Genomic DNA, 20,226 nt, shown 5'->3' with positions numbered 1-20,226 from the left:
GACCTTGTAATGAAACCAAAACCCGGGCAAGGAGGGGTGACACTTTGAAAGGCAGCGATCACAAAAGTAAATTTTTGCTCACCAATCGCGAACGTGAGGTCTTTGAACTGCTGGTGCAGGACAAAACGACAAAAGATATCGCACAGCAGCTGTTTATTAGTGAAAAGACAGTGCGGAACCATATTTCCAACGTCATGCAAAAGTTAAATGTCAAAGGCCGTTCGCAAGCCGTTGTCGAGCTGATCAAGCTTGGGGAACTGCAGATTTGAAGCCTTCGCGAAGCAACCACACCAGCCTTCTTTTTCCGCTTTCCTTCCGGGGAAGCGCGGGAAGAGGGCTATTTGGTTTTCGGTAGATCTAACGCCATAAAAACGTGCCAAAATTTACATGAACTTGGAGAGGCATATGGCCGATATATACAGAGGTATTTGAATCAAGCCCACGTGAAATCGAAAGGAAGCAACTTATGCAAAGCAGATTTTTCAGCCATACAACGAAATGGTTCATGATCATGGCATTCTTGGCCGCAGCCATAGGCTGCGAGAAGTCAACGGAGGATAAGCCGGAGGCGCCGCAGAATAACGCAAGCCATCAGCAGGAAGATCGTAAACCAAATGCGGAAGCATTGCAGGCCCAAGCGCAAACCCAAGCTCCATCTCCATCCCAACTGACGTCCGACACGCAATCCAAGCCTCAGCCTGAGCCGCAGCAGACTGGGTCGGCGCAAGATATCCGTAACCTTTCTTCTCTCATTCCGGTCGGCAAATCACTCTCGCTTCTGAGTAACGGTCAGAAAGCCATCGCCCGTGGAGATCTCAACAAAGACGGAATGGACGATCTGGCCATCATCGTAGAAGATCCCAAGGATTCCATGACGGAAAGGGATTTGATTTTATTCTTTGGAAACGCTGCGGGAGCTTACGAACAGTCGATCTACGCCAAAGAAGCCATTACGTGTAAAGACTGTGGGGGTGTCTTCGGAGAGCCGTTAGAGGAGCTTTTCATCAAAAATAATACGCTCCTCTTTACCTTTCATGGAGGGTCAAGCGATCGGTGGTATTCGAAGTATCGCTTTCAATACCGGGATCGGGACTGGGTTCTGATAGGCTATACGGGCGGAAGCTATCATACAATGGACGTTTATCAGGGAGAGGAAGAAGACATCAATCTGCTGACAGGAGATTTTATCCTCAAAAAGAGCGACAAAAACGATCCGGCCGGCAAGCTGATTGAAACGGAAAAGGGGAAGCGGCCCAAGCGCAAGCTGGTCAAGCTAAGCGAGTTCAAAGGGAAGATCTACGATGAGGCGGTCATCGAACGTGTGGAGGCAGATAAAGGCAATCGCGATATAACCCCGTCACCCGACAGGCAATTTGTCTTTTTTACCAAGGAGAAGAACGAAACGAATTTTATCTGGAATATCGATGAGGCGCAGCCCAAGGAAATCAGAGGGATTGCTTCCAGAGTCGGTGATGCCATTTGGTCGCCGAACAGTAAATGGTTGATGGTCGATTCGGGTACTTCACCAATCCGTACGGGGCAGCTCGTTGATCCGGCAAGCGGTCAAATTATTTTGGAAGTAAGTTACTTAGGCTCAGGGCAAATCTCTTTTTCACCCGATAATTCCAGGCTGCTGTATGCTCGTGGTTTGGAGGGACTTCCCTCGATTAAGGACCGCCATGTTGACGGAGGCCGCATAAGCATTATGGTGCTGGATCTCGGCACAGGTAAGGAGAAGATCGTAAAGCAGGGTACGGAAACCGTCGATTATGATTTTCCGAAGTGGGAGGACGATCATCAAATCTCCTATACGAAGACAACGAACAGTGAAGCCCAGGGAAAGCTTGTCCAGACGAGTACTAAAGAAACGATGAAGCTTGAAGAATAATCCCCGACAAAAAATACCCTCATCCCGCAAAGGATAGAGGGTATTTGCTCGTTGTAAGTGGACTGGTTGGTTTGGTTCGATCAAACTTCCATAATAATCGGAAGAATCATCGGCTTTCTTCTGGTTCGCTCATATAAGAATCGTCCAAGCGCATCTTTTACATTTGATTTTATCGTAGACCATTGGTTCTCATTCTCGTGAGTTAATTTGTTGATCGTATTGGACACTATGCGGCTTGCATCGTCGAGCAAGCCTTCCGATTCGCGGACGTATACGAAGCCGCGGGAGATGATGTCGGGTCCGGAGAGGATCTTGCCTTCCTGTTTGCTGATCGAAACGACAACAATCAGGATGCCGTCTTGAGACAAGTGCTTACGGTCTCGCAGGACGATATTTCCGACGTCACCGATGCCTAAGCCGTCGATGAGGGTGTTGCCTGCAGGAACTTTGCCGCGTTTGCGGGCTGCGCCGTTCTGGATTTCAACGACTTCGCCGTTGTCGACGATGAAGATGTTGGCCGGGTCGACGCCGACCGCTTGCGCCAGCGTGCTGTGCTGACGGAGCATCCGGTATTCCCCGTGAATCGGGATGAAAAATTTCGGACGCATCAGATTGATCATCAGCTTCAATTCTTCCTGGCTGGCATGTCCGGAAACGTGCATGCCCGTCAGCGTGCCGGAGCCGTAGATAACGTGGGCGCCGAGACGGAACAGCTCGTCGACCGTCCGTCCGATATTTCTTTCGTTCCCCGGAATTGGCGTGGCCGAGATGATGACCGTGTCTCCGGGGAGAATTTCCACCTGCTTGTGGTTCGAGCGGGCCATCCGGGTCAGCGCCGACATCGGCTCGCCCTGGCTGCCCGTACATAGAATAACGATGCGGTCAGCCGCATATTTATTCACTTCGTTTGGCTCAATCAGCATGCCGTCCGGAATGTTCAGATAGCCGAGCTCGGAGGCGATGGTAATCATATTGACCATGCTGCGTCCGATGACGACCAGCTTTCGGTTCGAAGCGATGCCCGCTTCGATGACCTGCTGAAGCCTGTGCACATTGGAGGCAAAGGTGGACACGATCACCCGCTGGCGAGCGGTCCGGAATACGTCCTCCAGATTGACGCCGACGCTTTTCTCCGAAGGAGTGAACCCTGGACGCTCCGCATTCGTGCTCTCGGAGAGCAGAGCGAGGACGCCTTTTTTGCCGATATCCGACATGCGGTGAAGGTCGGCATATTGGCCGTTAACGGGCGTTTGGTCGAATTTAAAATCGCCGGTGTGAACGACTGCGCCTTCGGGGGTATCAAGCACGACCCCAAGGCTGTCCGGGATACTGTGATTCGTTTTGAAGAACGAAGCGACAATTGTTCCGAACTTTAATACGGAATCCGCGTGAATTAACACCCGTTCCGTCGAGCCCAGCAGCCCGTGTTCTTTTAATTTCCCTTCAATAAGTCCCATCGTCAGCTTGCTCGCATAGACGGGCATATTGAGCTGCTTGAGGATATAAGGCAACCCGCCAATATGATCCTCATGACCATGCGTAATGACGAGCGCCTTGACTTTATTCCGGTTCTCGATCAGATAGGAGATATCCGGTACGATAATATCGATGCCGGGCAGCTCCACATCCGGGAATTTCGAACCGCAATCAATGACAATAATGTCGTCTGCGTACTGTACCACATACATGTTTTTGCCAATTTCGCCTACGCCGCCCAAGGCAAAAATGGACAACTTTTTTTCTGAACTAGCCAAGTTAGACCTCCTCGATGGAATTGACGACGAACATACAAATCAAACTCAAAAGATCCGAACCAGTCACTTGCTTTTATTATAACACAACTCTCGAAAAAAAAGTAAATGTTGGTCGAACCGTTTGAAAAAGGCGCGTTATTTTGCCACGGTCCGATGGTTCGGGGAGGATTCGCGCGGCGGGACAAAGGGAGCATGGCAAATGCCGGCGCTTTTGGTACAATGGAAAGGAAATGCAGCCAGGCACGGCACAAAAGACGGAAGGGCTGTACGGTAGCCGTTATTCCATAAATAATTCAATGTATTCAAGGAGGAATTCTTATGAGCGAGCAAGCATCCGGATTGCGGAAGCAGCGTTTCGAGCAGCCGATTGACGCCGGGCTTACCCTTCGGGGCGAGGTAACGGTACAGGAGACGACCGACAGAGGACCGGTGCCCGTCGTGATCATGGCTCACGGCTTTAAAAGCTTCATGGACTGGGGCTTCCAGCCTTATGCAGCCGCCGAGCTGGCCCGCCGCGGATATTACGTCGTCCGGTTCAATTTTTCCTGCAACGGGGTGAACGAGCGGGATTTCGACGAGCTGGACAAATTCGCCGTAAACACGTACTCCCGTGAGCAGGCGGATCTGGCGTTTGTATGGGAGCTGCTGCAGGAGAAGCGGCTGCCCTTTGCGGAGCAGGCGGATACCGGACGGGTTGCCTTGCTCGGCCACAGCCGCGGGGGTGGAAACAGCATCGTGTTTGCCGCGGAGCACCCGGACGTGCAGGCCGTCGTCACGTGGAACGGCATCGCTTCGGCCGACTTGTTCGACGACGCGTTCAAGGAAGAACTCGCCCGCAGCGGCGTCGCTTACGTGGCGAACGCGCGGACAGGGCAGAACATGCCGATTCGGCAAACGTTCTACGATGACTTGAAGAAAAACGCGGAGCGCTTCGATATTGGCGCACGGCTCGCCGGGCTGCAGACTCCGGTGCTGTCCGTACAGGGCGACGCGGACTCCGACCGGCTGAAGGAGGGCTTCCGCAGGCTGCGCGAAGCCGCTCCAGACCAATCGTTCGTGACGATTGCAGAGGGGACGCATACGTTCGGCGCGGTACATCCGTTTGCCGGAACGACCCCGCATTTGGAGGAAGCGCTCGAAGCGACTGTGCGTTTCCTGGACGACCGGATGCGCGGTGCCGGCGAAAGGGGCAGGCAGGGTTGAACGCAGAACGAAAAGCCGGGACATCAGTCCCGGCTCCATTGGATTTTTACGGACAGCGGATTCTTCCCGCCGTACGCAAGCTGAAGGATTTGGAGCATTTGCTCGCATCGTCCTATGTTTGGATCGTCCTGCTGGACAGCCATGTGTCGCAGTTGATGAGCGTCGCACAGCTTGTCCGGCAGCACAAGAAGCAGCTGCTGGTGCACGTGGATTTGATTCACGGCCTGAAAAACGACGATTATGCGATCGAGTTTTTATGCCAATCCATGCGGCCGGCGGGCATCATCTCCACCCGAAGCAGCGCCGTAGCGACGGCGAAAAAGCATAAAGTGCTCGGCATTCAGCGGCACTTCCTGCTCGACTCGATTGCGCTCGACACGACTTACCGGCAGTCGGAGAAAGTGACGCCCGACTACATTGAAGTGATGCCGGGCGTGATGCCTCATATTATCGCCGAGATGCACAGCAAGCTCGACATTCCGATTCTGGCCGGCGGATTGATCCGGACGAACGAAGATGTCGAGCTTGCGCTCGGCTCCGGCGCGGTAGCCGTCACCACATCCCGCAGGGAGCTGTGGGACGTCTATGCGCCGGTATAACGGCTTGCCGGGACCGGGCGATTACTCGGAAGCGGCAGGCGTCGCCGCATCGTGCAGCAGCACGTCCAGCCGGCGCAGATGCTCCTCCGCGACCTCTGGCGTCCAGCCGAAGCGCTTCGCCATGTAAGCCGTCGCCGGCTGCTTCCAGCGCTGCGCCCAGGCGATGTCGAAGTACACCGCGCCGGTACGGCGGACGAAAAAGTCCTGCGGCGTCGCGACCATTTCCTCCTCAATGCCATAGGCGAGCGAGGCCAGCACGTCCACCGGCAGGCCGGTTTGTTCCGCTTCTTCGCGCATCTGCGTGCAGCGCTGGAAGATGCGGTCCGCGTTGGAGCCGTAGCGCTGCACGATCGACTCGGCTTGACGCTTCGTCAGACCGAGCGCTTCGCCAGCGCGTACTTTCGCTTCCGAGAACGCCTTGAATTGCGCCGAACCGCCGACGTCGCCGCCGGACAGCTTGATCCGGTCTGTCGTACAGCCCGGATACGATGCGCCGCCTTGCTCTTGGAGCTGGCTCGTGACGAGGTTGACGATGCGCTCCGCCATTTTGCGGTAGCCGGTCAGCTTGCCTCCGGCAATGGTAATAAGACCCGAAGGAGCGATGAAAATTTCATCCTTCCGCGACAGCTCCGACGGCGATTTGCCGTCTTCGTGAATGAGCGGGCGCAGCCCGGACCAGCTGGACTCGACATCGGCCGCCGTCAGCTTAAGGCTCGGGAACATGAAGTTCGCCGCCGTCAAAATATAATCGCGGTCGGCCGTCGTCATCCGCGGATGAACGATATCGCCGCTGTAGTTCGTGTCTGTGGTGCCGACATACGTTTTGCCGTCCCGTGGAATGGCGAACACCATGCGCCCGTCCGGCGTATCGAAGTAGATCGCCTGCTTGAGCGGGAAACGTCCGCCGTCGATGACAAGGTGCACGCCTTTGGTCAGGTGCAGCCGCTTGCCCTGCTTCGAGCCGTCCTTTTCCCGGATCGTGTCGACCCAAGGTCCGGCCGCATTGACGATTTTGCGGGCAAAGATGTCGTACGTTTCGCCGCTCAGCATGTCGACGACGCGTACGCCCTTCAGCTTCCCGCCCTCATAGAGCAGCTCTTCCACCTTCGCATAGTTGACCGTCAAAGCGCCCCGGTCCGCAGCGGCTTTCATCGTTTCAATTGTCAGCCGGGCGTCGTCCGTCCGGTACTCGACGTAGTAGCCGCCGCCCTTCAGCTTGTCTTCGCGAAGCAGGGGCTCGCGCCGCAGCGTCTCGGCTTTGGACAGCATGATCCGGCGCTCGTTCCGCTTGACACCCGCCAGCGAATCGTACATCATCAGCCCGACGGAGGTTGCCAGCTTGCCGTAGGTGCCGCCTTCGATAATCGGCAGCAGCATCCACTCCGGTGTCGTCACGTGCGGCGCGTTCTCGTAGACGATGGCCCGCTCTTTGCCGACCTCGGCCACCAGCTTGAATTCGAACTGCTTCAAGTAACGCAAGCCGCCGTGAATCAGCTTCGTGGAACGGCTCGACGTGCCCGCGCCGAAGTCCTGCATTTCGACCAGTCCGGTTTTCAGACCCCGGGTTTGCGCATCGAGCGCGATTCCTGCTCCGGTAATACCTCCGCCGATAACCAGCAGATCGAGCGGGGCTCCGGCCATCTCCCGAAGCTGTGCTTGTCGGTGTTCCCCTGAAAATTGCGCCTGTTTTGTCATGTGTATCGATCCCCTTTCGAAATATGCGGCCGCCCGGTTCCGGGTAAAAGCAAAAAAGAGAAGACGTGAAACAACTCTACGTCGGCACGTCGCTTGTCGCATACGCGCTCCTGAAGAGCTTGCTCACGGTCTTCTCTTGATCTCTGACCTGATTAACTTGTTAACTTTATCATAGCACGAGACCGGTTTTGGATCAACCTTGACAGCAAAATCGGGCTTATGATAGATTCCCTTTGCAACCTTTTTCCTATATATATTGCTCGGTTAAATAGTTAAACGAGGCCCGCGGCAAGCGAGGGGTCGTCTCAGCCGGCCCGATCAGCGATTCGCGGGACTGTACTCGTTCATGACATGGAGTCAAGGGGGACCCCGACATGGAGCCTGACCGTTTCAATACCGCGCACCGCCCGTGGCCGCTGCCTGATCTGCCGTGGGTCATGAAGCAGACTTGGCGCAATCTGTTGTTTGCCCATTGGTCCGTTCCGGCGGATGAGCTTCGCGCTTATGTGCCGAAGGAGCTGCCGCTGGATACCTTCGAGGGCAGCGCATGGCTGGCTGTCGTCCCTTTCCGGATGACGGACATCCGGCTTCGCGGCTTGCCGCCGATTCCGGGAACGAGCCGGTTTCCAGAGCTTAACGTCAGGACGTACGTCACGCTCCATGACAAGCCCGGCGTCTATTTTTTCAGCCTCGATGCGGCGCATACGCTTGCCGTCAAGCTGGCCAGATGGCTGTACCATCTTCCGTACTACCGGGCCGATATGGGCGTAACCGTGCAAAACGAAACCGTGTTTTACCGGAGCGAGCGCCGGCAGGCGGGTCCCGACTTTGCCGCGCGTTACCGGCCCGTGTCGGCGCCGTATACGGCCGAGCCGGGATCGCTGGAGCATTGGCTGACCGAACGCTACTGCTTGTATACCTTGAACGGGCGACGGGACGTCATGCGCTGCGACATCCATCATCGGCCCTGGCCGCTGCAGAAGGCGGAAGCCGAGCTTTACGAGAATACGATGCTGACGGGCAACGGCCTTCCGTTCGCGCCGGCTGTACCTCCGCTGCTTCATTATGCGGAAGCTCTCGAAGTGCGCATATGGCCGCTCCTGAAGGCCGCTGACCGAATGATTTAGCGGGACGAATCCATCATAGCTCTGTAACCTGCCGATACGTTTCATTCTGAACTGTCGGCTTTTCCTTATTTTGCTCTTTTTCAAAAAAGCAAGTTCGGAAAACGAAAAAAAAGACGCATATTTTGCCAATATCCTGAATGTTTCGTGTCTTTTCGGTGTATAATGGAATTATATGAACCTATTATAGTAAACTATATGCATATAGCTTTACGCGAGGTAAGCCAAGGAGGAAAACGGATATGGATCAAATTTCATCTCTGTCGGAGCTGCTGGCGGAGCAGAAAGCGTCATCGTATATCGAAATTCCCGGGGCGATGTCCCGGACGTTCGGACAGACTACGCTTTCGACCACGCTTCCGATGAGCAAGCTGTTCGCCATTTATGAAGTGGATTTGGAGGTTCAGCGCTCCATCGTTCCGCAAAACTTGTCCAAGATGATGGACTATATCATGCTCTATCTGGATCACGGACAAGGCATTTATTTTCCGGGGATCATCCTCTCGGCCCGCGGCGCGGGAGAGTATGACGCGCAGGCGCAGGTCTACCGTTTGCAGGCGATTGAGAAGCTGTACGTCGTGGACGGCCAGCACCGGCTTGCCGCCTTCCGCCGCCTGATGGAAACGCTGCAGGGCGCAATGGCCAGGGCAAAAGACCGCCGGGAGTACGACCGCATGGAGGAAATCAGCGCGAAGCTGAGCAAGCTGTACGCTTTCCCGATGTCCACCATGATCTACCTGGACATCAATGCGCGTCAGGAGCGGCAGCTGTTCTCCGACATCAACAAGCTTCCGCGCAAAATCGGCGGAAATCTGGCCGTTCTCCGCGAGCAGCGCCGGTTCTACCATGTGCTGGCCTCGAGGCTTGTGGAAGATGCGCCTGTGATGAAGAATCTGCCTGTCGACATGTTCACGGAGCGGGGGAAAGGGCCGGAGTATTTGTTCTCCTACCACCTGCTGATCGAAATTTTGATCGGCTTGTTCGAGGGACGGCTCAAGTCGGCGGCGCGCAACAACGGGTACTATTTTGAGGAAAAAGAGATCGAAGAGCATTTGAAGCTGGCGGCGCTCTATTTCGAAAGCCTGCTCAAGTACTTGCCGGAGCCGGAAAAGGGCGAGCTCTGCTGGACGGAAAACCTGCAGATTGCGCTGGCGATGTTCTTCCACGACGAAGTGACGAAAACCGGCACGTTCAACAAATACGCGCTCGATTACGCGCTCAAAATTTTGCCGCATATCGACTGGAGCGCCATTTACAGCGGGGACGAGAAAGACCGTTTGCCACGACGCTCGCGCATCGTAAAAGCGTATCAGTTCGTCAAAGATTTTTACGTGGAGCACCACATGTTCCTGATCCGCGACGATTCGATGGGGCAGCAGGCTTTTCCGGGAGATAGCTCTAAGGAGGACGTCGGTTAATGGACGGTTTAAATTTGCAAATGACCATACATCCGTTTTGCGATCGGTTCGGACTCGCAACGGTTGCGATACAAGTGCAGGATCTGCTGAACTACACCACCATTGATCCGATGGTGCAGCGGAAGCTGAGCGGAGGACAACGCCGCAAAATTTCCAACTACTTGCAGGAGCGCGAGCTTGACCGCGTCTTTTTCGGTCCGGTCACCTTAAGCTTGCGCGACGTAAGCAGCTTGGCTAAGGTGCAGAACGGCCTGTACCTGCGTCCCGGTTCGAAGCTGAGCATTCTGGACGGCCAGCACCGCATTCTCGCCCTCGGCTACGTGAACGAGCAAATGCTCAAAGAAGCGCGCAGCCTGGACAAGAAAGTCGCCGCTATGAAAATCAAGCACCGGAAAGCGCCGGACAATGCGGAGATCGCAAGCGAGCTGGAGCAGTTGGAAGGTCAGGTCGAGCAGTTGGAACGCCGCCGTCTGGAGCTGATGGAAAGCGAGCTGGCGGTACAAATCTACATCGGGCTTAGTGAGGAAGAAGAGAAGCAACTGTTCGGGGATATCAACTCCAAGGTGCAGCTCGTCAGCAAAGAGCTCGGCCATTCGTTCGACTCGATCGATCCGCTCAATGTCGTCATTCAGCAGGTCGTGGACCACAACGTCTTCTTGAAGTCCGCGGGCGTAGAGCGTCGGGCCAACCTGACCGCTTACAACAAAAACTTTACGTCGTTCAGCTGGATGTACTCGACCGCGACGATGCTGTTTACGGGCAAAATGCAGCCGTCCTACGAGCTGGCGCGCCGGATCAAGCAGGACCCGTCCACGTACATCGAGATTTTGCACCAATTCTATAGCACGCTGGTTCCTCTCATGCCGGAGCAGCCGGGGCTGCCGCAGTACACTTCGGCGTCCCGCGCCATGCAGGAAAGCGTCGCGTTGTATGCGCACCGTCATTTGTTCACGGACGGCAAGTATACGAAGAACTGGACCAATTGTCTGAACATCTTCGAAGGCTTCGATTGGACGCATGAGAACGAGCAGTTGATCGAACGCTTCGGAGTGCTGGACAACGGCAAGCTGAACCTGATTCACGAAAAATCGCTGCGCAAGCACGGCAAGCTCGTTCAGCTGTTCCAAGAGCTGCACGGCGATCCGGTCGAGGAAGGCGAAGCGTCGGCTTAAGGCAGATTGAAGCGGAAATATAAAATTAGGCGTCCCTGCATTGCATTGCGGGGGCGCCTTTTTGACATGTCCGTTGAGGGCAAGAGGCGATAGGCCGGGGGGGAGCTGAGTAAAGACGAGGCGAGTGAGGGCAGTACGGGAGAGTGGACAGAGGGACAGGGGCGTATGAGCATTCCAAGACGATAAAACGGGAAGTTGTCTGTAGGAGAAACTATTTTGCGCCGGTGCGTTATTATGAGTCATCATTCGTGTCGGAGTCACTTGGCAGGGTGGGTTAAGCGGGGCTTTTAAACGATGTATCGGGGATAGCGGAACCGAGGTGCTCTAATCGTGTCGAAAAATGTTCATATCCCCTAAAAGAGGGCTGTTAGGGCACCACAGATTCGCTATTTTGAAATGCCGGGCCAATTTTGATGGCATAGGGTACGTGCAGTTCCGCTAATTTTGGTGAAACTTTCGGGTATTCGCGCAGGAGCCTTGCCATCCGCTTTTGAATTGGTACCCGGCACGGCATCTGGTCGCCAGCACTTGGTCGTTGGTACCACGTCAGCGTCCCACGGCGATCCCCTCGGTACCTGCTCCCCAGCTCATAGCACCTCGCCATCGGCACCCGTCCCCGGCTCCTGTACCCGTCCCCGCCCGATTATACCGCGCTCAGCTTATTCACGACCAGCAGCGCCGCCCCGGTGGCGAGCGCTTCTTCGCCGAGCGTGCCTTGGCTGAACACAACCTGATATTTGGGATAATAGTATGTTCTTTGAATCGCGACGCGCGTCGCGGTATGGAAGAAGCCGGCATGGCCGCCGATCAAGGCGCCGCCCAGAATGACCTTCTCCGGATGCAAAATGTTCAGCAGGTTGGATAGCCCGATGCCGAAATAGGTGGCCGCCTGCGTAAACAGTTCGACTGTCAGCGGGTCGCCGGCCTGCAGCGCCTGCTGGAGATGGGCGAAGCCGATCTTCTCCGGATCGGGTTCCAGCCGGAGCAGCAGGCTATCGCGGCCTTGCTTGAGCCGGGCTTGCGCTTGCTGCTCCAGCGCATGAATGGAAGCATACGATTCGAGCGCGCCGAAGTTGCCATGATTCCACAGCCGGGGGCCGTCCGTTTGAATGATCATTTGGCCGATCGATCCTTCCATATCTACCGCCCCGTAGACGACCTGCCCGTTCGTCATCATGGCCGAACGTAAGCCGACGCCGACGTGAACGTACAGCAAATGGCGGTAATCGCGCTCCCGGTCCGACCACGATTCGCCGATGAGCGCCGTATTTGCTCCGTTATCGAGCAGAACTGTGAAGCCGAGACGGCTTTCCAGAAAGCCGGTGACGCTGACATTTTTCCAGCCGGAGGCGGCGAAATGAAGCGGCTCCAGCAGCATGCCGGAAGCCCGGTCCAGCGGCCCGACAGCCCCGATGCCCATCCCGAGCACCTTGTCAGCCGAAAGAGAGCGGCGCTCCAGCATGGCGCGGCACTCGGCCACGATCTCTTCGAGCAGTACCTCGGGAGTGACGTCCTCCGTCATGACCCAGCGCTTGCTGTCCAGCTTGTTCAGCTGCAGGTCGAACAGAATGAGCTTGGAATACATTCGCGATATATCCAATCCGAACACATAGGCATAATCGGGATTTACCGTATATAGAATCGGCCTGCGCCCCCCGGTCGATTCGCCGAAGCCGGCTTCCGCAATAACCCCCTGGGCCGTTAATTCCTCCAGCGTTCGGGTTAAGGTACTGCCTGTCAGCCCGCTTTTCTCCAGCAGGTCGATCTTGGAGACGGTCCCCTGCTTGCGGATTTGCTCAAAAATTTCTTTATGCTTACGCCCGGCAATGCGCTGTTGAATGGCAGTTGTCATCTTTTTCCTCCGTTGCCAGAAGGGTCTCTTTCGTTTTCAACCGTTAATTATACTACAGTCCTTGTCGGCCTGCTATCCTTCCTGAAGAAAAACGAAGTTCGGCTTCGGCTCGGACGGCGGATTCGAACAAAAGCGTGCGTTCAGGCGGGACCTTCTGGTAAAATAGGGCTTAGTTTGTCCAGGAAAGCTGGGATAGAAGGGACGAAAGTGAAATGACCGAATGGTTCGAAAAAAGCTTCGGACGGGATTATCTGCTCGTCTACAAGCATCGCGATATGCAGGGCGCTTATGAGGAAGTGCGCCGGATGATGGAATGGCTGGAGCTGCCCGAGGGAGCGGAGGTGCTTGACCTGTGCTGTGGTATGGGACGGCATTCGATGGCGCTGAACGGATTCGGGTTTCGGGTTACCGGGATGGACTTATCGGAGGTGCTGCTGGCGGAAGCGAGAAAGCTGGATACCGCAGGCGAAGTACGCTGGGTCCATGGGGATATGCGCAACGTGCCGATCACCGATCAGTTCGATGCGATCGTCAACTTGTTTACGTCGTTCGGTTATTTTTCCGGCGATCGGGACAACGAGCAGGTGCTGCGGGAAATGTACCGTCTGCTCGCCCCGGGCGGGCGGTTCATTATCGATTATTTGAATCCGGCCTATGTGGCGGCGCATTTGGTACCGCACTCGGTCAGAACCGTCGAAGAAATCCATATCGATGAGAAACGCAGGATCGAGGACGGATTCGTGCGCAAAACGATCGTGCTGCAGGACGGAAGCGGATCGGGCGAGCGGGTCTACGAGGAACAGGTAAAGCTGATCGGGCGGGAGCGTTTCCTGGAAATGCTAGAGCTAGCCGGGCTGAAAATCGACGCTATTTACGGCGATTACGACGCTTCGGCTTACGAGCCCGACCGATCGAAACGAATGATCTTTGTCGGCAGGAGGGACGCGTAATATGGACGGATCGCCATCAAGCCGCCAAGGGAGCGTGACGAAGCACGGCGACGTGCTCCAGATAAAGGTGCCGCTACCGTTTCCGCTGCGCTGGGTAAACAGCTATTTGCTGCCGGGGGAGAGCGGCTGGACGCTGATCGACCCGGGGCTGCGGACGGAGGCCGCCGAAGCTGTCTGGACGTCGGCGCTTGCGGAGCTTGGGCTCGGCTACTCCGACATCGACCGCATCGTGCTGACGCACCATCACCCGGACCACTACGGGCTGGCCGGATGGTTTCAAGAGCGTACCGGCGCGCCCGTCCTGATGTCGCGGAGCGGGCTTGAACAGACGCGCTTGCTCTGGGGAGACGGGCAGCCGATGACCCAGCGGATGCTTGCGCTATTCCGGCGGGAAGGAATGCCGGAGGAGCTGGCGCAGCAGATGGAAGAGCATATGCAAGGCTTTGTTGCGTCCGTTTCGCCGCAGCCGGAAGTCACCGTCGTGGAAGCCGGGGAGCGCGTAAGGCTCGGCCGCGAGGAATACGAAGCGATCGAAACGCCGGGGCATGCCGCAGGGCATTTGTGCTTTTACCATGCGGAGACGGCCGTCATGTTTTGCGGGGATCATGTGCTTCCGCAAATTTCCCCGAACGTCAGCTACTTGCCTGGAGGGATCGACGAGAATCCGCTTGCCAGCTACTTGGCTAGTCTGGAAACGATTCGCCGCTACGAGGTGCGGCTCGCGTTTCCGGGTCACCGGGAGCCTTTCGGCCATCTGCAGCAGCGGGCCGACGAGCTGATCGCCCATCATGCGGAGCGTCTGGAGGCGATGCGGTCGAAGCTTGCGGAGCCGGCAACGGCGTATCACGTATGCCGGGCGACCTTCGGGGAGCGGCTCAGCCTGCACCAGCTGCGCTTTGCGCTGTCGGAGACGATCGCGCACCTGATCTGGCTGTGCGAAGCCGGCAAACTGACCGAAAGCGTACGCGAGGGGCTTGTGTATTACCGGCAAGCGTAGTGCTATTCCAATCCGCCGGTTTCGACCGACCGGCTGCGTGCGGCATGCATCCGTTCATCAAACGGAGCTTGCCGCTTTTTGACATGGACCGGGTGCGATGAAGTAAGTTCTGGAATAAAAAGGGAGTCATTGGGGAATAGTAGATGATCTGTAACGTGTTTTTCGTAACGTAACGGTTATCGGACTATTTTTCAATTGGAGGCGGCTTCCTTTGAACATAAAGCGAATCTTGATGAACCGGGCGGTATCGATGCTGCTCGCCACGGCTTGCCTGCTGCAAGTTACGGGGTGCGCCCGCTTGACGGATGCGGATCCTCGCGCATTGCAAGTGGAGGAAGCGCGGTTCGTAGCCGCAGGCATTGATGAAGGCCCCGGCGGCCTTCGCGTAACGACTGGCTACGGACCGCCCGCGTCCGGCCGCCCGCTGCGCGCTTATTCAAATTCCGGACTGCGGACGCAATCGTTCGTTTCGTTCCAGGCCGCAGCTTACCCATGGGAGCGGCACAGACCGCCGGAGCTTGTGGCGATCGGCGAAGCCTGGGCGCGTTCGCACGGCTTCCCCGCATCATGGACGAGACAGATCCGGATGCTCGGCGTAAAGCAGGGCCGCAGACCGCTTGTGGCGGTGGTGGAAGGGACGGCCGAACGGTTCGTCAGCAGCCCGGAAACGATGAACGGCGGCATTGCACGGCTCCGGGAAGGAGGCTGGACCGCGGACCCGCTCCGCTTCGCGGGGAGCGCGTACGAGGACGATGTGGTTCTGCCCTACTTGTCCGCAGTCCCGGCCGTAATGGACAATATTCCCAGCGGGTCGGGTGTTTCAACCCGGGCGCTTTTGTTTAAGAAGCAGGAGCTTGTGGCCGAGTTGAGCTCGTCCCAAAGCAATCTGCTCGCTTGCATGATGGGGGGGTACGGTCTGTCGAAGCTCGAATGGTCTTCGGAAGAGTCGCCTTTTGCTACCGATTCCCCGCTGCTGCGTAATATAACTTGCCGGGCTGAAATTGCGAGCAACGGCGATTTGAAGCAGCCCCGGCTGAACATCGTGATGCGGGTGGCGGCTTCGCCCGGCGGACCATCCGTTACCGCCGATAGCTGGGCATCGAACCTGCAGCGGCAAGGAACGGAATTGATCCGGTTGCTTCAAGGCCTGCGCTCCGATCCGCTGCGCTTGGGGGAGTCCGTGCGGCAGCAATATCCTGGCGTGTGGAACCAGGACCGCTGGCGTGATGCTCTCACCCGCGCCCGAATCGATCTGCAGGTTAGGGTTACATTCGACGGAGGTGCTTGACGATGAAAACAAAAAAACACGCACATTGGATGAGAACGGCGGCTCTGTTGTCCGCATTGATTCTTACTGTGACGCTGACAGCTTGCAAGAAAGAGGCGGCTCAGCCGCCGAAAACCCCGGATCCCGCTCCGACGGAGCAGACAACGCCGGGACAGACGACCCCACCGGGGCAAACGACTCCGCCGGGCCAAGCCGGGCAGACGACGCCGGGACAGACCGGTCAAGGCGGAGAGGCGGCCAAACCGCCGGCAGAAGCTCCGATCAAGATGGGGCAGCTTCAATACAGCGAATTGGAGCGGACGACCGTCGCCACGACGGCCAAAACCGCCAGCGTTCCGACGTATTATTTGCCGGAGCGGGGAGCCTCGGACGATAAGATCGATCAGATGGGAACCAGCGCCAAGCTGTTGACGCTGAAATATTACAAGATGACGATCATGGAATCGCCGGAGGAGATCAAGCCGAGCGGCAAGGTGGAATCGAAGCAGGAAGTAAAGCTCAATAACGGAACGGGCCAATGGATCACGGCCGATGGCAAAGCGACCTTGCATTTGAAGCTGGACAAGACTTATATTGCTCTTAGCTCGGACAAGCTGTCCCAAGCAGACCTGCAAACCGTAGCCGAATCGCTTGCGAACTTGAAATAAGCGAAGCGGTCTGTCGGCGGGATGAGCGAAACGGCAAACGATAGCCTTTTTTAGAGAACCGGGCGGCATGCATCCGGTTCTCTTTTCCTGTAGCGGCATAACCTGTACAAGAACGATGCGATTTTTGCAGGAGGTGTGGCGATGGGGGAAGGGATTGACCGGGCGGCTCCTTTTACGACGGCAGAGCCGCTTGATTGTTTGCTGCAGAACGGAATTACGTTTATAGGCCGATATTACAGCAGCTCCGAATGGAAAAATTTAACCCGCACAGAGGCCGAGCTGATATCGTCCCGCGGGCTGTATATCGTGGCGGTCTTTCAGGATGCCGCCAATTATGCGGATTATTTTACGTATGAGCGGGGGATCAACGATTGCTCCGCCGCGATAGCCCGCGCTTTGAACGTCGGCCAGCCCTACGGCACCCCGATCTATTTTGCCGTCGACTTCGAAGCGCATACGGGAGACCCATCGCTCGGACAAGTGGAAGCCTATTTCGAAGGGGTACAGAAGACCATGCGCCAGCATGCGGCCGCAAATGGCGGCGACAAGTGGGAGCTTGGCGTATACGGCACGTACGATGTCGTCACCTACATCGCGAACTGGATCATGGATATAACCTATGTCTGGCAGACGTACGCATGGAGCAGCGGACAGGAGTTTGGGGGCTGGAATTTGTACCAGTACGAGGATGACCGGTCGTTGGCGGCATGCGGCGCCGCGGGCGTAATCGACCGCGTTCGTTCCAACGGTAACGGAGGCGGCTTTCAAGTAAGCTGAGACGATCATCGTGTAAATTTTTCCGAAGCGATGATCTTGTGAAAAAACGAACACGGCGCTCTCTCCCCGGAGAAGCGCCGTTTCCTTTTACGTCTGCGTACTTTCCTTTTCCTTCTGCTTGCGGTGGGCGATGCGACTGCTGGCGGACGCCGCGATAGCGCCGACGATATCGTCGAGGAACGTATGCTTGTGCTCACCGCTCTTATCGTTCAGCCGCCCGACCAGCCCCGGCTTGATTTTGTCAATATATCCAAAGTTGGTGAGCCCGATGCTGCCGTATACATTGACGATCGACAGAGCCAGAATTTCATCGCAGCCGTACAGCCCCTCGTCGTTCTCGATCATCTCCTGAAGAGGAGACAGCAGCTTGCCCTCCTCGGCCAGCACGTCGAGCTGAATCCCCGTCAAAATGGCATTCTGCACTTCACGTTTGCTGAGGACCTGCTCCACGCTTTCCCGGCACTCGTCCATCGTCAGGTTGGAGTAATAGTCTTTTTGCAGAAAATAAGTAAGCTCCGCCATATCTTCCATGGTGACGCCGCGCTTCGATAGCCACAAGGCCGAAGCTTCGGCAACCTGCTTGCTGTTCAAGCTGTAGCTCATAGAGACCTCCTTAGGGATTCGAGAAAAACCGGAAGTGGTTTTTGCCTTGCTGCTTCGATGCGTACATCGCCGTATCGGCGCACTGGAGCAGTGCGTCGATATCATGCCCGTCCTCGGGATAGCAGGAAACGCCGATGCTGCTCGTAATGCTCATGGTTTGGCCGTTCAGCTCGAAAGGCTGGTTTAGCGTCTGTGCGATTCTGCCGACAATCTTGGCAACATCCTCGCGGTGCTCAAACTGCTGCACGAGCACGACGAACTCGTCGCCGCCCATCCGGCAGACCGTATCCGGTTCCCGGATGGAATGCGAGAGACGGGAAGCGGCCATGGTCAGCAGCTCGTCGCCGGTCGCATGGCCGTATGTATCGTTTATGCGTTTAAAATCATCGAGGTCCAAATAAATAACGGCCAGCTTATGGTGGTAGCGCTTCGCCATATGCAGCGATTGTATAAAACGATCTTGAAACAGCCTGCGGTTCGGCAGTTGGGTCAACGGATCGTAGTAAGCCAGACGGGTCAGCCGTTCCTCCTGCTTCTTGAACGCCGTGATGTCTTTGGCTGTCAAGGCGGCCTGCCATCCCGAAGACTTGCCTGCTAACGGATATCCTTGGCCTTCAAGCCATACGAGAGCTCCGTCCGGCAGCACGGCCCGAAACGTCATCGCGAACGGTTCGCGCTCTTGAAGCAGCCGGCGGCATGCCTGCTGCAGCGGAAGGAGATCGGATTCGTATACCCAGCGGAACAATGCCGAGCCGTAGTTGGGCTCCGGGGACAAGCCGACCGGTGAACCGGTTTCGTCGAATACCCACAGCCAATCCGGAGATTGAAGCACAACGGCCCGGTATAGGTCGTCAGGCACGAAATCATGAAGACGGTTTTCCATGGGAAATCACCTCTTTTTGGAAAAACACATCTATATTATAGGCTTTTAGTACCGTGTAAATCAAGGATACATCCGTCCAAAGTACCATAAATCCAATCTTCCTCCGAATCGGACAAAATGGTGTCATAAACTTGTCTGCCGCCCGTATACATAAAAGTAAAAACGGACAACACCCCAATACCAAGGAGGAACACGCAATGAAACAATACAAAGGGATACGATGGGCCGCCGTTGTCGGAATGGTCGTTCTGCTTGCCTCCGGCTGCTCGCTTCCGGGAAAGAAGGAGCAGTCTCAGCAAATCGATCCTCCGCCGGCCGGGGCGGACGCCATGGCCACAAGCGGCAAAGTGTCCCAGACGATTGCCAATCCGATGCAGGTGACGGTTTACGCCAAGGATGAAAAAGGGTTCGTCGCTCCGATTGCCGTTCAAGTCGAGAAGTCCCAAGGCGCCGCCCGCAAGGCGCTGGAATACATGGTGGACGGCGGTCCGGTACAAGGACGTCTGCCGGCCGGATTTACAAGCCTCCTTCCCAAAGGTACCGAAATTAAAGGCATTAACATCGTGGAAGATCAAAAGCTGGCTATCGTTGATTTTTCCAAAATGTTTGCGGATTATAACCTGCAGGACGAAAGAAAAATTATGGAAGCCGTCACCTGGACGTTGACGGGCTTTCCTTCGGTGGAGAAGGTGCAGCTACGCGTCGAGGGCAAGCCTTTGAAAGAAATGCCGGTCGGCGGCACGCCGCTGGACGAATCGCTGACCCGGGCGATTGGAATCAACGTGGAGAAGCCGGAAAGCGTAGAGTACGGACAATCGACGCCGGTTACGCTGTATTTTTTAAATCAGAATCAGGAAAATTACAGCTATTACGTCCCCGTCACCCGGCTCGTCCCCAGGACGAACAACGTCGCGGAAGCAGTCATCCGGCAGCTTATTGCAGGACCGGATCAGAAGAAAGGCTTAGTTGCCGTCATGGCTCCGGGAGCCGAGCTGCTGAAAGTGGACAAAACGGACGACTTGATTACCGTCAATTTCTCGGACAAAATGCTCGGCCCGGATAAAAAAGCGCCTGCCGAAGCGTTGAAAGCGGTCGTCTTGTCGCTTACGGAAAATACGAACGCGGCCGCCAAGGTGCAAATTCTCGTGAACGGCGACGCCAAAGTAAGCGCAACCGACAATCAGAGCTACGCGAAGCCCGTATCCCGGCCTCAAACCGTGAATCAGCTGAAGCTGTAGCTTTGGCAAGCTGCCAATAAACGAACGCTCCTTCCTGTGCGGCCCGCTTCCGGAAGGAGCGCTTTTTCGTTTCCGCAGGCTCGTTTGGTTTTCCTGGGGCGCTCTGGTACAATGGGAACGTGAAAGCCAAAAGGAGGA

At 56.2% G+C, this 20,226-nt stretch carries 18 protein-coding genes; 13 read left to right on the top strand and 5 right to left on the bottom strand.

Annotation, left to right across the window (positions count from 1 at the left end; translation table 11 throughout):
• Positions 1-44: 44 nt before the first annotated feature.
• Both PEL01S_RS12935 and PEL01S_RS12930 read left to right on the top strand, forming a co-directional pair.
• Positions 45-269, top strand: a complete 225-nt coding sequence (locus PEL01S_RS12935) for a helix-turn-helix domain-containing protein (RefSeq protein WP_010493958.1) — start codon at positions 45-47, stop codon at positions 267-269.
• A 197-nt stretch (positions 270-466) separates the two neighbouring features.
• On the top strand, positions 467-1,888 hold the full coding sequence (locus PEL01S_RS12930) for a TolB family protein (protein ID WP_127460567.1): 1,422 nt from the start codon (positions 467-469) through the stop codon (positions 1,886-1,888).
• Positions 1,889-1,968: 80 nt separating this feature from the next.
• Here PEL01S_RS12930 and PEL01S_RS12925 read toward each other — a convergent pair whose 3' ends face one another.
• Positions 1,969-3,642 carry a ribonuclease J gene (locus PEL01S_RS12925; protein WP_063185086.1) on the bottom strand — a complete coding sequence of 558 codons (1,674 nt, stop codon included), beginning with the start codon at positions 3,640-3,642 and terminating at the stop codon, positions 1,969-1,971.
• Positions 3,643-3,960: 318 nt separating this feature from the next.
• Here PEL01S_RS12925 and PEL01S_RS12920 point away from each other — a divergent pair, with 318 nt between their 5' ends.
• Together PEL01S_RS12920 and PEL01S_RS12915 are read left to right on the top strand one after the other, a co-directional pair.
• A complete protein-coding gene (locus PEL01S_RS12920; protein ID WP_127460566.1) occupies positions 3,961-4,845 on the top strand; it encodes an alpha/beta hydrolase family protein in 885 nt (294 codons plus the stop codon).
• A 38-nt stretch (positions 4,846-4,883) separates the two neighbouring features.
• Entirely contained in the window at positions 4,884-5,444 is a 561-nt protein-coding gene (locus PEL01S_RS12915; RefSeq protein WP_127460612.1) for a glycerol-3-phosphate responsive antiterminator, read from the top strand.
• Positions 5,445-5,465: 21 nt separating this feature from the next.
• Here the strand turns inward: PEL01S_RS12915 and PEL01S_RS12910 are convergent, their stop codons facing one another.
• A complete protein-coding gene (locus PEL01S_RS12910) occupies positions 5,466-7,139 on the bottom strand; it encodes a glycerol-3-phosphate dehydrogenase/oxidase (RefSeq protein WP_063185089.1) in 1,674 nt (557 codons plus the stop codon).
• 374 nt (positions 7,140-7,513) lie between these two features.
• Here PEL01S_RS12910 and PEL01S_RS12905 point away from each other — a divergent pair, with 374 nt between their 5' ends.
• The 3 genes from PEL01S_RS12905 to PEL01S_RS12895 all read left to right on the top strand — a co-directional run bounded on the left by PEL01S_RS12905 (position 7,514) and on the right by PEL01S_RS12895 (position 10,853).
• Positions 7,514-8,266 carry a YqjF family protein gene (locus PEL01S_RS12905; protein WP_127460565.1) on the top strand — a complete coding sequence of 251 codons (753 nt, stop codon included), beginning with the start codon at positions 7,514-7,516 and terminating at the stop codon, positions 8,264-8,266.
• A 239-nt stretch (positions 8,267-8,505) separates the two neighbouring features.
• Positions 8,506-9,681: a DNA sulfur modification protein DndB gene (locus PEL01S_RS12900; RefSeq protein WP_127460564.1), complete on the top strand. Its 1,176-nt coding sequence runs from the start codon at positions 8,506-8,508 to the stop codon at positions 9,679-9,681.
• On the top strand, positions 9,681-10,853 hold the full coding sequence (locus PEL01S_RS12895; protein WP_108534335.1) for a DNA sulfur modification protein DndB: 1,173 nt from the start codon (positions 9,681-9,683) through the stop codon (positions 10,851-10,853). Before PEL01S_RS12900 ends, PEL01S_RS12895 begins: the two co-directional genes overlap by 1 nt.
• Before the next feature lie 643 nt (positions 10,854-11,496).
• Here PEL01S_RS12895 and PEL01S_RS12890 read toward each other — a convergent pair.
• Positions 11,497-12,705 (bottom strand): ROK family transcriptional regulator, encoded by a 1,209-nt coding sequence (locus tag PEL01S_RS12890; protein ID WP_063185097.1) that lies wholly within the window; start codon positions 12,703-12,705, stop codon positions 11,497-11,499.
• Between the two features lie 212 nt (positions 12,706-12,917).
• Here PEL01S_RS12890 and PEL01S_RS12885 point away from each other — a divergent pair, with 212 nt between their 5' ends.
• The 5 genes from PEL01S_RS12885 to PEL01S_RS12865 all read left to right on the top strand — a co-directional run bounded on the left by PEL01S_RS12885 (position 12,918) and on the right by PEL01S_RS12865 (position 17,364).
• Positions 12,918-13,655: a class I SAM-dependent methyltransferase gene (locus PEL01S_RS12885; RefSeq protein WP_063185099.1), complete on the top strand. Its 738-nt coding sequence runs from the start codon at positions 12,918-12,920 to the stop codon at positions 13,653-13,655.
• A gap of 1 nt (position 13,656) precedes the next feature.
• A complete protein-coding gene (locus tag PEL01S_RS12880) occupies positions 13,657-14,652 on the top strand; it encodes an MBL fold metallo-hydrolase (protein WP_127460563.1) in 996 nt (331 codons plus the stop codon).
• 211 nt (positions 14,653-14,863) lie between these two features.
• Positions 14,864-15,940 carry a Ger(x)C family spore germination C-terminal domain-containing protein gene (locus tag PEL01S_RS12875; protein WP_127460562.1) on the top strand — a complete coding sequence of 359 codons (1,077 nt, stop codon included), beginning with the start codon at positions 14,864-14,866 and terminating at the stop codon, positions 15,938-15,940.
• 2 nt (positions 15,941-15,942) lie between these two features.
• Positions 15,943-16,587 (top strand): hypothetical protein, encoded by a 645-nt coding sequence (locus PEL01S_RS12870; RefSeq protein WP_127460561.1) that lies wholly within the window; start codon positions 15,943-15,945, stop codon positions 16,585-16,587.
• 141 nt (positions 16,588-16,728) lie between these two features.
• The gene (locus PEL01S_RS12865; protein WP_063185106.1) at positions 16,729-17,364 is read left to right on the top strand and encodes a DUF1906 domain-containing protein; all 636 of its coding nucleotides are present in this window, start codon (positions 16,729-16,731) and stop codon (positions 17,362-17,364) included.
• An 87-nt stretch (positions 17,365-17,451) separates the two neighbouring features.
• Here PEL01S_RS12865 and PEL01S_RS12860 read toward each other — a convergent pair whose 3' ends face one another.
• Together PEL01S_RS12860 and PEL01S_RS12855 are read right to left on the bottom strand one after the other, a co-directional pair.
• Positions 17,452-17,967 carry a phosphatidylglycerophosphatase A family protein gene (locus tag PEL01S_RS12860; protein ID WP_010493976.1) on the bottom strand — a complete coding sequence of 172 codons (516 nt, stop codon included), beginning with the start codon at positions 17,965-17,967 and terminating at the stop codon, positions 17,452-17,454.
• A gap of 10 nt (positions 17,968-17,977) precedes the next feature.
• Positions 17,978-18,850, bottom strand: coding sequence for a sensor domain-containing diguanylate cyclase (locus PEL01S_RS12855; RefSeq protein WP_127460560.1), 873 nt, complete (start codon positions 18,848-18,850; stop codon positions 17,978-17,980).
• 197 nt (positions 18,851-19,047) lie between these two features.
• Between PEL01S_RS12855 and PEL01S_RS12850 the strand changes: the two genes are divergently transcribed.
• Entirely contained in the window at positions 19,048-20,088 is a 1,041-nt protein-coding gene (locus tag PEL01S_RS12850; RefSeq protein WP_063185112.1) for a GerMN domain-containing protein, read from the top strand.
• Positions 20,089-20,226: the final 138 nt, after the last annotated feature.

Origin of the sequence: Paenibacillus elgii NBRC 100335, from assembly GCF_004000865.1 — a bacterium.
Classification (GTDB): domain Bacteria; phylum Bacillota; class Bacilli; order Paenibacillales; family NBRC-103111; genus Paenibacillus_G; species Paenibacillus_G elgii.
This window is presented reverse-complemented; position numbering and strand designations above follow the sequence as displayed.